Source organism: Collinsella aerofaciens (assembly GCF_040926405.1).
Taxonomy (GTDB): Bacteria; Actinomycetota; Coriobacteriia; order Coriobacteriales; family Coriobacteriaceae; genus Collinsella.
In genome coordinates this window covers 1-12,450 of the sequence record NZ_JBCOIG010000034.1, presented here as the reverse complement: position 1 = coordinate 12,450, position 12,450 = coordinate 1, and the positions used below count along the sequence as shown (strand labels likewise).

At 57.7% G+C, this 12,450-nt stretch carries 11 protein-coding genes and 2 pseudogenes; 10 read left to right on the top strand and 3 right to left on the bottom strand.

Annotation, left to right across the window (positions count from 1 at the left end):
• Positions 1-1,450: pseudogene (locus tag AB5758_RS08910) on the top strand (hypothetical protein); the annotation flags it as partial.
• Between the two features lie 21 nt (positions 1,451-1,471).
• On the opposite strand, the gene AB5758_RS08905 reads toward AB5758_RS08910, so the two are convergent.
• Complete coding sequence (locus tag AB5758_RS08905) at positions 1,472-1,945, bottom strand: hypothetical protein (protein ID WP_368141721.1); 474 nt, start codon at positions 1,943-1,945, stop codon at positions 1,472-1,474.
• Between the two features lie 339 nt (positions 1,946-2,284).
• On the opposite strand from AB5758_RS08905, the gene AB5758_RS08900 reads away from it, so the two are divergent.
• From AB5758_RS08900 to AB5758_RS08860, 9 genes and pseudogenes are all read left to right on the top strand, one after another.
• Positions 2,285-2,605, top strand: coding sequence for a YbaB/EbfC family nucleoid-associated protein (locus AB5758_RS08900; protein WP_006235174.1), 321 nt, complete (start codon positions 2,285-2,287; stop codon positions 2,603-2,605).
• A 13-nt stretch (positions 2,606-2,618) separates the two neighbouring features.
• Positions 2,619-3,215 carry a recombination mediator RecR gene (gene recR / locus AB5758_RS08895; protein WP_006235173.1) on the top strand — a complete coding sequence of 199 codons (597 nt, stop codon included), beginning with the start codon at positions 2,619-2,621 and terminating at the stop codon, positions 3,213-3,215.
• Positions 3,216-3,608: 393 nt separating this feature from the next.
• On the top strand, positions 3,609-4,079 hold the full coding sequence (tnpA, locus tag AB5758_RS08890; protein ID WP_368141720.1) for an IS200/IS605 family transposase: 471 nt from the start codon (positions 3,609-3,611) through the stop codon (positions 4,077-4,079).
• A gap of 151 nt (positions 4,080-4,230) precedes the next feature.
• On the top strand, positions 4,231-5,136 hold the full coding sequence (locus AB5758_RS08885) for a hypothetical protein (RefSeq protein WP_368141719.1): 906 nt from the start codon (positions 4,231-4,233) through the stop codon (positions 5,134-5,136).
• Complete coding sequence (locus AB5758_RS08880) at positions 5,136-6,977, top strand: serine/threonine protein kinase (protein ID WP_368155504.1); 1,842 nt, start codon at positions 5,136-5,138, stop codon at positions 6,975-6,977. The genes AB5758_RS08885 and AB5758_RS08880 overlap by 1 nt, the downstream gene beginning before the upstream one ends.
• A 3-nt stretch (positions 6,978-6,980) precedes the next feature.
• A complete protein-coding gene (locus tag AB5758_RS08875; RefSeq protein ID WP_022094220.1) occupies positions 6,981-7,919 on the top strand; it encodes an FHA domain-containing protein in 939 nt (312 codons plus the stop codon).
• A 324-nt stretch (positions 7,920-8,243) separates the two neighbouring features.
• Positions 8,244-8,513, top strand: a pseudogene (locus tag AB5758_RS08870) (methyltransferase); the annotation flags it as partial.
• A 671-nt stretch (positions 8,514-9,184) separates the two neighbouring features.
• Positions 9,185-10,837 carry an ATP-binding cassette domain-containing protein gene (locus AB5758_RS08865; protein WP_035136742.1) on the top strand — a complete coding sequence of 551 codons (1,653 nt, stop codon included), beginning with the start codon at positions 9,185-9,187 and terminating at the stop codon, positions 10,835-10,837.
• A gap of 371 nt (positions 10,838-11,208) precedes the next feature.
• Positions 11,209-11,334 carry a hypothetical protein gene (locus AB5758_RS08860; protein WP_346973816.1) on the top strand — a complete coding sequence of 42 codons (126 nt, stop codon included), beginning with the start codon at positions 11,209-11,211 and terminating at the stop codon, positions 11,332-11,334.
• Between the two features lie 389 nt (positions 11,335-11,723).
• On the opposite strand, the gene AB5758_RS08855 is transcribed toward AB5758_RS08860, so the two are convergent.
• Complete coding sequence (locus AB5758_RS08855) at positions 11,724-11,903, bottom strand: hypothetical protein (protein WP_147324165.1); 180 nt, start codon at positions 11,901-11,903, stop codon at positions 11,724-11,726.
• Between the two features lie 30 nt (positions 11,904-11,933).
• A complete protein-coding gene (locus AB5758_RS08850; RefSeq protein WP_124785779.1) occupies positions 11,934-12,137 on the bottom strand; it encodes a hypothetical protein in 204 nt (67 codons plus the stop codon).
• Between the last annotated feature and the right edge of the window lie 313 nt (positions 12,138-12,450).

The following is a 12,450-nucleotide window of genomic DNA, read 5'->3' as shown; positions in this document are numbered from 1 at the left end:
CGACGATGCCGCACTGGAGATGAGGGGCGCGAGCGACGTGCGCCTGGTGCTCGAGATTGCCTGCACGCGTCTGGCGCGTCCCGAGGCTGATTTAACGATTGAGGCATTGGCCGAGCGCGTGGCACGCCTGGAGGCCATGGTTGCCAACGCCGCCGTGCCGGCGAGCGTGGCTGCTGCTCAGGCCGCCGCGCCTGCAGCATCCGTACCCGCTGCTGCCCAACAGCCGACGCTCATTTCGGGCGCCCGCGCTGCCGCCCCGGCGGCATCCGCTGCCCCCGCTGCTACGTCCGCGCGCCAGGGCGGTATGCCTTGGGACCGTGGTGCTGCCGCTCCGACGGCTCAGCCTGCGCCCCGTTCTGCGTCCGTGTCAGCTTCCAAGCCTGCAGCGCCTGCGCCTCAGCCTGCGCCGGCTCCGACGCCTCAGCCCGTTGCGGCCCCCGCGCCTGCCACCGCTCCGGCACCTAAGCCCCAGTCCAACAACGCCGCCCAGGTTGCCGCCGCCGGTGCCGCCGAGACGCCCGCGGTCGAGGATGCCGGAGAGCTGCAGCGCAAATGGGCCGAGGTTGTCGAGCGTGTCAAGGCGCGTCAGGCTTCCTACGCAGGGCTTTTGCTCAACGCCCGCGCCACGGCCGACGACGGCTCCAAGCTCACGGTCTCGTTCCCCGCGGGTTCGACTTTTGCCATTAAGATGCTCGGTCGCGCCGATACGCAGTCGGTGGTCCTGCCGACGGTCTGCGCGGTCTTCGGTCGTCGTACCGTCGACTATGTCCTGGATGGGGGTGGCACGCCGGCTCCTCAACATGAGGAGCATTCTCCATCTGCACGGGCTGCGGCATCTGCGGACCCGCAACCCGTGTCCTCGGCGGCCCCTGTATCCTCGAGCGCCAGCGCGCCGCAGCAGCAAGCGGCGCCGGTAGCGGCATCGACCCCGTCGGCGCCTAAGCCCGCAGCGCCCAAACCGGCTGCTCCGACACCCGCGCCCAAGCCCGTCTCACCCGCGCCCAAGTCGTCTGACCTGGGCAAAGCCCCCTGGCTACGCTCCGACAACCCCGCCGGCGCTCCTGTCACGGGTAAGCTCCCGACCGAGCCCGCACCCCGAGCGCCCGAGCGCGCGTCCGCTCCCAAGGCTCAGCCTGTCGCGCAGCCCGCGCCGTGGGAATCCGAGCAGGTGCCCTACGACGACGCTATGGTCGGCGGCTTTGCCGGCGATGCGAGCGGGGACGATCTGCCTCCGTTCGACGTGCCGGGTGCGGCGTCCGCGCCCAAGTCCGCTGCAACTGCCCCCAAAGAGGAGGGCGCTCCTGCAGCTCCCTGGGAGTCCAACCCCGGTGCGGGCAGCCCCTTCGGCCATCAGGGTGCAGCCCCGAGCATCCCGCAGACCGAGGACGAGGCCAAAGCCCTCATCCGCAGCGTCTTCGGCCAGTCCACCATCTTCAAACCGGTGGAGTAACCGTGCGGGCGGGTATGCTGCTCAAGAAGAGATCTCTTTGCCCGGGCGCATCTGTATTTCGGACATGTGCAACGCGGTGCCGCGTATCTCGCATTCGAGCAGACAGGTACGTGACGGTCGGCCTAGGATGCTGAGGTCGATACGATACGTCGCATGGCTGTCCGTGTGCTCGACTTGCTCGGCGTTGACGGTTGCTCCGATTGTCAAGAAAGCGCCTAGTTCGGCATCGACAATCTTGGAGTCCTTTATCTTGACCTTGAACTCTTGGTAGAGGGACGGGCTGTTGTAGTAAACGGTTCGGGTTCCGTCGGTGCACTCATCGGTCGCTTCCCATTTGACGACGGGCTGGTCCGAGCTGGCTATCAGCAGTTCTGCTCCAAAAGCTATGGCATGGGTGATGACAACCAGCAATGCCCAGCCGACAAAGAGATAGAGAACCACATATGCAACGGGGTGTTTTGAGCGGATGTTTTGGAGCGCGTTGGGGGCATTCATGGGGCACCTCCAAATTACTATCTATGACAATCAAATTATACCCTGCCGCCATGTGCGCCGCCTCGAGCAGCGGTTCGGCATTTAGCTATTTAGTGGCGCACATGAAATGCCGGATTCGGCTCTACTAGATTGAGTGTGCGATATTATGCAACCTTGCATAATTCGACCTTGCATAATCTTTGAGTGCGGTTTGTATTGGAGGACATGTATATCGACTGAGGTAACACGTCCGCCCCGCTCTCTCGCCGCGCGCCGTGGTACGATTTTTGAGTTTGAAAGTCCCGCCGTGCTCCGGCTGCCCTTGCAGCTCGGCGTGCGGCCGCACGTAAAGGAGCCATCATGGCCGGTATGAACATGCAGCAGATGATGAAGCAGGCTCGCAAGATGCAGGAGCAGCTTGCCGCCGCGCAGGAGAACCTCAAGTCCCAGACCGTCGACGCCTCTGCCGGCGGCGGCATGGTCAAGGTGACCGTTAACGGCGAGATGGAGCTCGTCAACCTCACCATCGATCCCGATGCGCTCGATCCCGAGGACGTCGATATGCTGCAGGATATGATCATGGCTGCCGTCAACGAGGCCGTCCGCGGCGTCAACGAGCTCGCCAACAAGCAGATGGGCGCCATCACCGGCGGCCTCAACATCCCGGGCATGCCGTTCTAAGACACGCATATATATGAGTGCCAACCACAGTCTGCAAAAACTGCTCGATGAGCTGGGCCGTCTGCCGGGCATTGGTCCCAAGTCGGCCCAGCGCATCGCCTATTACCTGTTGGAGGCCGACGCCGAGGAGGCGCGCCGCCTGGCCGAGGCCATCCTGGAGGTCAAGCAGGAGGTCCACTTTTGCAGCCGCTGCTTTAACTACGCCACGGCCGACGAGTGCTCCATCTGCCAGGACCCGATGCGCGATACCACTCGCATTTGCGTGGTGGGCGAGCCGCGCGATGTCCAGGCGATCGAGCGCACGGGCAGCTACCACGGCCTCTACCACGTATTGGGCGGCGTGATCAGTCCCATGGACAAGATTGGCCCCGAGCAGCTGCACATTCGAGAGCTGCTGGCACGCTTGGGCCACGAGGACATCCACGAGGTCATCATCGCCACCAACCCCAATATTGAGGGCGAGACCACGGCGAGCTATCTGGCCCGTACCATCAAGCCGTTGGGTGTCGAGGTGTCGCGTCTGGCAAGCGGCCTTCCCGTGGGCGGCGACTTGGAGTATGCCGACGAGCTTACGCTTGGCCGCGCCATCGAGGCCCGTCGCGCGATTTAGGTGGCGAGCCTGCTCCTGCCGTATGTTTTCCTCACAGTCGCACGGGGTAGTCATAATTTCCCCGTGCGACTGTGAGTTTGTTGTGCAACAAAGATGCTTCGTATCCGCTTATCGCATGGATGCTTCCGCTCGCATCCTTAATTTGCTCATTCGTTGCGCAACCTTTTGGGTTCGCTGATACACTCAAATATGGATTCGAATGAATGCGCCGCTCCCGAGCGGCGTGTTTTTGTTGTTTAGAGGCTTTAGCCTGTGCGGGGCGCGCAGCGCGCCGCATCAGAAACCACCCGCTATGCGGGTGGGGCCAAACGGCTTTACAAAGCCGCCCCCTCGCCGGACACTTGCGATTGTTCAGGCCGCAAGGAATCCGAGTCGAGAGGGCGGTGGTGGCGTATGGCCCAGAAGGCCTACAGCCTGTCGCACACGAAGTGGATGTGCAAGTACCACGTCGTGTTCACGCCGAAGTATAGGCGCAAAGTCATCTACAACCAAATAAGGTCCGAACTTGGGGAGATCTTCAGGAAGCTCTGCCAGTACAAGGGGATAGAGATCATCGAGGGGCACCTGATGCCTGACCACGTCCACATGCTGCTGGCGATACCGCCGAAGTACAGCGTATCGAGCGTGATGGGCTACCTGAAGGGGAAGAGCTCGCTGATGGTATTCGACAAGCACGCGAACATGAAGTACAAGTTCGGCAACAGGAAGTTCTGGGCCGAGGGCTACTACGTGTCCACGGTCGGCCTGAACGAGGCCACGATCGCGAAGTACATCCGGGAGCAGGAGAAGGCCGACATCGCGCTCGACCGGCTGAGCGTCAAGGAGTACGAGGACCCCTTCGGCAGGGGGCCGGGGCGTAAATAGCGCCGGTTTGACCGGCTCGCCACGGGTCAATCTGCAGTGCGGCCCGAACCCCGTGAGGGCCGGCGCCTTTAGACGCGTGCCGGAAATCCAAGGGTTATACCCTAAGAGCAAACCACCCCTTTTAGGGGTGGTTTTGATTGGAGGAGAACGCATGCGGCCCGGTGGCACTCAGACAAAGCGCGGCGCCGCGGTGCGCATACGACGCCGACTGGGCTTGGCGCCGCGGGCGTACGCACTGCTATCGTGCTCGCTGGTGCTGGTCATAGCTGGCGTTTCTGCCTATGGCATGACCGTGCCGTCCATGATGCAGGCGCATGCCGCACGCGAACCGCGCGTGGGGCATGAGGCCAAAAGCGATCTGGGCACCACGACTGGATATGCTTGGGCAAGTGTGGTCGGGCATATTGTGTTTGGCACCGACGATGCGGACGGCGCCGAGGCCCCGGACAACGAAGTCACGCTTGCCAATGGCAAAACCATCGTGCTCACCAACACCAAGATCATCGATCGATTGTCCAACAATAGCGTGGCGGCAACGGTGAATAAGGTCGAGCAGCAAAAGGAGCAGGACGCCCAGCAGTCCGGAAAGCCCGGTAGCTCGGATACTTCTGGCTCCGGCTCGGATTCATCGAGTTCGGGCGGCGGCTCTGGGTCGGGTTCCTCTACCGGAGGGCCTGGAAACGGCGGCTCGACGGGCGGCAACACTGACAACGATGCAAACTCCGGCGGCCTTTCCGCTGCTGAGGAAGAGAGCATTCACAGTTGGCTTGTGACCAAGTACAACATGCTCGACGGCTATGTTTCTCGTGCCAATGACGTGGTCTCGACCTATAACTCTACGGGAGATCCCAGACCGTGCGACAGCCTGGTCGGGGAGATGTTTGTTATTCGAGCTGAGTTCGGTCGTCAGACATTCTCGCCCCGGTCAAAGTGGTATCAGCAGTATGCCAATCTGTGGGGCTGTTACACCAACCTATGTCAATGGGTCGGCCATTACGGCGATGATGACGTCGCGCTCGGTAACTTCAACAATAACGTGGCGGCGCTTGCCCTATGATGACCGATCTTGCATCCACCACACCACAATCGCTCGGTCGCGATCCCATGGTCGGCCTGCGCCTGGCGCGTGTCGACGGGTTTGAGCCGGCCATTGCGCTCGGTCAGGACGAACTGCCTGCCTATCTGCGTCGTTTTACGATGCTGTTTGCCGACGATGCCACCATGCGCCGTGGCGGTATCGGCCGCGTGACGCGTGCCGTCAACGCCCAAGGCGAGGCCGTGGCACTCAAGCAGCTCATCTTGCCGACGCGCGATGAGTTTGACGACGATGCCGCTCACGAGGCGCTGGTCGCCAAGTTCAAGGCGGCGTTTCGCGAGGAATACGAATGCCATCGCGCCCTTTCGGGCCTTAAGGGCTTTCCCCGCCTCTATGGCTGGGGCGAGGTCGACGGTGTGCCTGCAATTGTCATGGAATGGGTCGAGGGCGAGACGCTTGCCCGCTTGCGTTCGCGACTCGCCGTGGACGATGCCGGACGCCTGTCGCCGCTTGTGGCGGCGCGTCTGGGTCGCGACCTGTTCGATCTGCTCTGCCGTATGAGCCTGGTGGGCGAGGGCTTTGTCCATCGCGATATCTCGCCCGCTAATATTATGGTGCGTACGGCGCGCCTGCCGCTTGACCGGCAGCTTGCCGAGGGCGCCTTTGACCTGTGCCTGATCGACTTTGGCTCGTCGCTGGCGCTCGAGCCTGCGTCGGCCGTGGCCGGTACCGGCGGCAAGGCGTCGTTTACGGAGCGTTATGCCACGCTGCGTCGCGCGACGGTTGCCTATGCCCCGCCCGAGATGCTCACCGACGATATTCCCGATCTGCGCGCTTTGCGTATGTCGCCGGCGATTGACGTCTATGCCGCGGCAAGCACGGTTTACGAGCTCATTGCCGGCGTCGCGCCATACGAAGCCGCGCCGAGCACTTCGGGCACCTCGGGTTCGCGCAAAAAGACGCGCGACATCGCGAGCCCCTACCGTCTCAAGATGGACACGCGGCCCGGCTATCCCATTGGTGCCCATGCGCCCGGTTGTGATTTGACTCAGCTGCTTCGTCGTGAGCCCGATGTGGCGCTCGCCGCGGCCGAGCAGGCCCAGCAGCTAGGGCTTGAGCCGGATTCCGAAGAGCTACGCGATGCGCTGGCGTTTGTCGATGCCCAGCTGTTCGACGTGGTGATGGCCTGTCTGTCCAGCCATCAAAAAGATCGTCCCGAGCCGGCGGCGGTCGAGGCGGCGCTCTCGGCGTTTTGTGACCACTATGCGCAAAATGTCGGTCGTTCGCTCCGCGGCGAGCCGCTCACGCCGTGCCCCATGGATGCGTCCGGCCGCGCGGTTCGTCGCACGGCGATGATCGGTGCGGCGGTCGTTTGCAGCGTGGTTTGGGCTGTGGTCGTGGTTTCGGCCGCGCTGCTGGCGTCGGGCGCCCGCGTGACGGCGACTTTGGGATCGCTCGTGTGGTCTGGGTCGCTACCGGGTATTATTGCCGCACTGGCGTTGGCACTGCCAGGCATAGCCGGCGTTGTCACGGGGGCATTTGCGCGCAATCGGCGCTCGGGGTTCCTGCAGGGTGTGCTTGCGCTTTCTGCCTGCGAGGTTCCGGTGTTGGTTGTGGCTGCATGTAGCGTATTTTCCCAACGCGCCGTGATGGGCGGCCTTGTTGCCGCTCTGGTTGCAACCTATACGCTTACGTGGTTTTTGCTTGCGATGGGCTTTGCCTTTGAACTTCCCGTTTCGGCACCGCGACGCACAAAAGCCCAGATGGCGACTCCGCTTGCCGGTGGAGCCGCAGCTGCCCGTACTTTTGGCGGACCTGTCGAAGTATCGTCCGATTCTATTTCTACGACCAAGGAGGCCTAGGTCATGGCATCTCAAGTTGAGCTCACCCCATGCGGGGCCATGTTTGACATCTTTAAGCGCGCAGCGCATCTGAGCCATATCGAGCTGTGCGGCTTGGTGCTTTCGTCCCGTCCGCTCGCCGACGGCCGCAGCCCGCAGAGCCGAGCCGCCGATCGCTCTTGGGTTTCCCGCTTTATCGTTCGCGCGCCGGTCGGCACGCTTCAGCAGCGCTACTTTGCCGAATACGGTACCTCGGCTGCGCGTATTATGTCGCAACTGGCCCTGCGCCAGCGCAATCCCATGGACTCCACGGCTGTGATCAATATGGTGTGCGGTCCTGCAGGTGAACCGATGGTACGCGCGCTCGAAGAGTGCCACCAGGACACGAATCTCTATCGCAACGCGCTCGATCGCCTGTCCCAGGCGGCGGAACTCATGCCCGCCGAGCGCGCCGAGGCCGTGCTGGTGCTGTTTGTCGCCGTCGGTTGTTCGGCGGATGTGCGGTCCTCGGTGAACTATGCCATCGACTACGCGCACGCGACCTGTGGCGGAGGCACATCCACGCCGCGTTCGCTTGGCATGTCGATGACCGCGGGCGAACGCGAACCCGCCCCGGCGCACCCCTTGGGCTTGCTGCGCGTACAAAACAGTTTTGTCGTGAGCGCCCCGCGCTGGATTCAGCCGAGTGAGCAGGGTGTTGAGATTGGCGCGCTGGCCACTGGTGAGGGCGATATTACCGACGTCGGCGACGATGTCTCGGCCCGCCATGCCCATATCTGGTGCGATGCTCAAAATATCTGGCATGTCGAGGACTTGTCGTCCACCAACGGAACCGTGGTGGTAAACGGGGCCACGCGCGTCTGCATTCAGGTCGAGCCCGGCCGTTCCGCCCAGCTCAATCCCGGCGACGAGCTCAAGCTCGGCGAATCCACTACCTACGCCATTCTCTTCGGTGCCCTCTAGCCGGCAGATAGGGACGTTCCTTTTCTGCCGGCACTTGGGGACACTCCTCGGCGCGCCAGAGCCAGTCGCCCGGGGATGGAGGGGCCATTTTGGCCCTTGGCGGTCAGTCGGGGCGAAACTAGAAGATCTTTCCGATTCGCGGCTGTTCATGCTTGTAGAGCATCTAAAACAATAGGATGTTATTCTGGAATATGCCGGGTGCGTGAACTTGCCTGTCTTAGCCTTAATAAGGTATAGGGGAGTTTGGCTCAGGGGTTCCGTCTTGTTCTTCAGCGCAGTATTGTGGGACAGATTTGCTGAGATTGGCGCCTTACACCGCAGAGCGCACGGAAGGCTCTCGATTTGTGTTCTGGCCCCAGAATACAGGGCCTGATACTTACCAACTGTGGCATGGATGTAACATCTGTAGAAATCAACCCTTTTGTTGTCGACCTTTGTAAGAAAAACACTGCCATCAACTCTTTGGATGACGAAACTAGGGTGCTTGAGGGGAGCCTTTACTCCCCTCTGAGAGATGACTCATGTTTTTCGCTTGTCGTTGTGAATCCTCCGTTACTGCCGATTCCGGATGAGATTCCTTATCCCTTCGTTTGAGATGGAGGACAATCGGGTCTGGATAAAACACTTCGTATTCTTAAGGGTGGCGATACGCATTTAGAGAAAAACGGTAAATACTGCTAATAGGGGTGACGACGATGGTGCAGGGGCGACCCGCGATGCTCTCATCAATACGTCGGATACTTGGGAAATCAGGTCTAGATGCATGTATGATGATGCTGTGTGGCTATTCAATTAATCCGCGTTCCGAATGGGTGCAGGGTATAGCTGCGACATCGTATGCTTTTGACCCGGCGCGATACTCAGATATTTCTGAGGCGGTTGACGAAGTTTATACGCACTATGCCGCGCAAGGCGTTTCGGAAGTTTGCACATCTACGTTACGGGCTTAGGTTTCTTCAAGCGAGCAGGCCGGTTGCGTTATTTCGAGCGATTTTTCTAGTCTAGACGACAAAAGGCAAAGGATTTGATGGGTATAAAACGCGGACGTTTGTGGGCGGATGCTCAAATCTATTGTGGCAATCGGGCGGTTGAAAAAGATATTTCAACCGCCCGATTGCCAGGTTCGTCGGAGGAGATGTCCGATTCCGACTCTCTTGTAGGAAGAGCTTGAGATCGTATTGGCCCAAGGCAATCTTAAAGCAGTCTCATTGGCAAATCTTCGCTCCTGTTGTGTTGAGGTGTAAGGTATCAGTGATTGATGTTTTGTGGCGGGTAGATTGGGGCCTTCCTTGATTCGATGCGTTCTCTCGAGGTTCATCAGAGCAAAAGGGGCTTTCGTCTTCATTGCTATCACGGTGATTGGAACCGCTCTCTCCTATGCCATGCCATACGTGAACGGGAAATTCTTAGATTTTCTTCTCGGTAACCGCAGCGAAAGAGACGCCGTACTCTTCGCGCTCCTGGTTGCGTCAATAGGAGTTTTCTCCACCCTCTTTACTTATTTTGCAGGAACACTTTCCATTCGCATAACCACGAGACTTTCCTTTGATCTTCTCAGGGAGGCCGTCTTGCGTTTTGAAAGAGACGATTACTTGGTGAGTCGGACCATCGATCCAGCCTATACAACGCAACGGATTATTTCCGACTCCAGCGTGGTCTCATCCTTCGTTTTGGCGAATTTTATCAGTGCGCCGCTGTCCATTGTAGCCATTCCCATCGTATTGCTTATCATATGGTCAATTGATTCAACTCTCGCGGTGTTTTCCATCATTCTCCTCATCGTGTATTTCTGTGTAATTACTGGGTTGAGGAAACTTTTGTATAGGGTCACGTATGAGAAGAAAGAGGCGGACAGCGCCTTTTACGCCGCAATTGCATCGCAGCTTAATCAGATTCTCAACATTCAACTGACATCTTCGTACGGCAAGAGCGAACAAGCGCTCGACGCTGGGTTTAAGAGCTATTTTCCCAAAGTTTTGCGCTCCGGAAAGCTATCATATTCTCTGACATCGCTCGATGGTCTTTTCGCAGCGTTGTTTCAAGCGGTGATACTTGTTGTTTCCGGAGTACGAATCATTAACGGAACTATGTCAATAGGCGAGTACACTATCATCGGTACATACTTCGCGGTTCTCTTTAAGACTTTGAAAAGTATGATGTCATTGTTCAAATCCTATCAAGATGCCAAAGCATCATGGGATAGGACGGCTATCGCGACGAGAGAAAAGGAGAGATCGGGGTGGAATCGGACCGATTTAGCTAAACTCGATGAAATAAATGACATTTCGGTATCTGATTTGGAATTCTCGGTTGCCCTTCCAGACGGATCTGTCCGAGAGGTCCTCGGCGGGTTTTCTTTCAAGTTTTCCGGTCCTGGTACATATTGCATAGTTGGGGAAAACGGAAGAGGCAAGACGTCACTTCTTTACTTGATACTCGGGCTATACTCATCGAAAGGCAAAGTAAAATACAACGGCGTGCCAATCGAAGAATGCGACTTGGATTACATACGTGCGAGAGAGATATCGTGCTGCCCACAGTCGTGCTTCGCGCCGGACGAAACGGTGAAAGAGCTGTTAGAGTATTTCGACACGCCCTTTTCTTCCTATCACCGGGGTGTAGATGGCCTACTTTCGCTGGAAAACAGCGTGAAGGAGTTGCTCGGGAAACGTTGCTCCGCGCTTTCGGGCGGTGAGCTGCGCCGAGTGTACTTATGGTCGGCGATTTCACGCAAGTCGTCAGTTTTGGTACTCGACGAGCCCACGACTGGGTTAGACGCTGTAAGCCGCGCCGAGCTTGCGGCCTATGTTAAGCGCAACAAGCAAAGCCAGCTGATCATCGTTGTCTCTCACGATGACGAGATGGTCGGCGCGGTAGAAGGGGTAGTGGATTTAGGCAGCATGTACCAGGGTAAATGATGACAAGTGTAGTGCTACCCAACTGGCAGAGATAACAAAAAGGCGATGCAGATGCACGTAGCATTCAGGCGGTTCGGACTCGGTGCCTTCACGCCATCGCAACGCTTTCAGATATAGTTCTCGTTCTCTTACTAAAGGAAACTTTAGTCTACGTCATCTTGTCGAGACAGAGGTGAAGCGAAGTGTTGTCGCGACGTATCTTATTCCAGGTGGCTCAGTATCAGCGTGAGAATCGCACCAAAGTGTACTTACGATTCTCGTGTCCCACGGACAACATGAGCTGAGCATTGAGGTTCCACCCTTTGCTGCAACTACACGGGGTTGGACGGCAATGAATATGCCGGGCCGCATACCACGCGCAGCGGGGGTCCATGTCCCAGTATGTTGCCTACAGCAGCCTCGATGTCCACGCACACATCATCTCTGCCTTCGCGTTCAATCCATTTGCCGGAGAGTGCGAGGGTTGCCAGGCCGTAGAATTCGAGCCGAACAAATGAAATGCGGTATCAGCGCATAGGATTAAACTGACGATTGCTTTGCACTGAGAATACGCTTGGAAAGCCGCTATGGGTGGCGGCCCGGGTTAAATAGAGAAGCCCGTCCGATCACTTTCATGTGGCGAACGGTCGGGCTTCTTATTCCACTTGCCAATGCTCGGCTCATATTGGAAGAAAGCTACGCTAATGTTTGCGTGACACTCCTATTTTCTCCGAAGAAAGAGTCGGATAATGAAGAATAGAATTAAAAAAGGTGCCAGATATAACGCAAGTATAAAGGCTAATCCAACGAGACCTTGCAATAATGGCATAACTCCTCCCAGACACGAGATTTTGGTATTTGTTCCCATCTTATTCTGAATTGGACCAAATAGTTCCTAGCCACAAAACTACTCGTCAACTGGATCGCACCAATCTGCTGGCAAAACACAGCTTGATTCTTTATCGACATAGCACCAATCCGCAACAGGGCACTCGGCGATGTCGTAAAAATTGCATATATCAACTCCAAGACAACAAGGCTCAACGGGAGGATGTTCATTTGAACCAACAGGATGGATATGCTTCATAACAGCTCCTCACCTTAATCCAATTAGAGACTACGTTTGATCAATGCCACAGTGATCTACAACGCAGATGCTGCCGCCATCCATGTCATAGTCGCAGTAATCGTATGCACCACAGCCATCTGCTTTATCATAAACAGTACAGATGTCAGTAATGCCCAAGAGGCAGTCAAAAGACATCGGCTTCACGCCTGCCTCGTCGCCACTTCCTGGATTAATCGGATGAATATGCTTCACGACTACCTCCCTTTGAGTGCAGAAAAACCTCAATATTGTGTATAACAAACCAAGATGTCTAGTTCACCATATTTCTAGAATGGTTTCGGCGAACGTAGCAATAAGCTTCGCAGACGGTAATCAGAAGAACGAACACCTCCACAATGGTGACAGCAATGCGCTGAACCGCTTATTCCGATACAGTAGCTTCTCGTTGATTTTTCTCCTGCGAAGATGAGTGGCGGGAAATAAGGTCAAGGTTGATTTCCGATCTCAGCCGAACACTTTGAGCGGATAGGCCGTTCCCGCAGCTAGCCGAACGCCCCCGAGGCCC

Bases quoted from the DNA above. Each gene is read 5' to 3' on its own strand.
- AB5758_RS08900 (WP_006235174.1), top strand. From the start codon at position 2,285: ATGGCCGGTATGAACATGCAGCAGATGATGAAGCAGGCTCGCAAGATG.
- AB5758_RS08875 (WP_022094220.1), top strand. From the start codon at position 6,981: ATGGCATCTCAAGTTGAGCTCACCCCATGCGGGGCCATGTTTGACATC.
- AB5758_RS08855 (WP_147324165.1), bottom strand. From the start codon at position 11,903: ATGAAGCATATCCATCCTGTTGGTTCAAATGAACATCCTCCCGTTGAG.
- AB5758_RS08860 (WP_346973816.1), top strand. From the start codon at position 11,209: ATGTCCCAGTATGTTGCCTACAGCAGCCTCGATGTCCACGCACACATC.
- recR (WP_006235173.1), top strand. From the start codon at position 2,619: ATGAGTGCCAACCACAGTCTGCAAAAACTGCTCGATGAGCTGGGCCGT.
- tnpA (WP_368141720.1), top strand. From the start codon at position 3,609: ATGGCCCAGAAGGCCTACAGCCTGTCGCACACGAAGTGGATGTGCAAG.
- AB5758_RS08880 (WP_368155504.1), top strand. From the start codon at position 5,136: ATGACCGATCTTGCATCCACCACACCACAATCGCTCGGTCGCGATCCC.
- AB5758_RS08905 (WP_368141721.1), bottom strand. From the start codon at position 1,945: ATGAATGCCCCCAACGCGCTCCAAAACATCCGCTCAAAACACCCCGTT.
- AB5758_RS08885 (WP_368141719.1), top strand. From the start codon at position 4,231: ATGCGGCCCGGTGGCACTCAGACAAAGCGCGGCGCCGCGGTGCGCATA.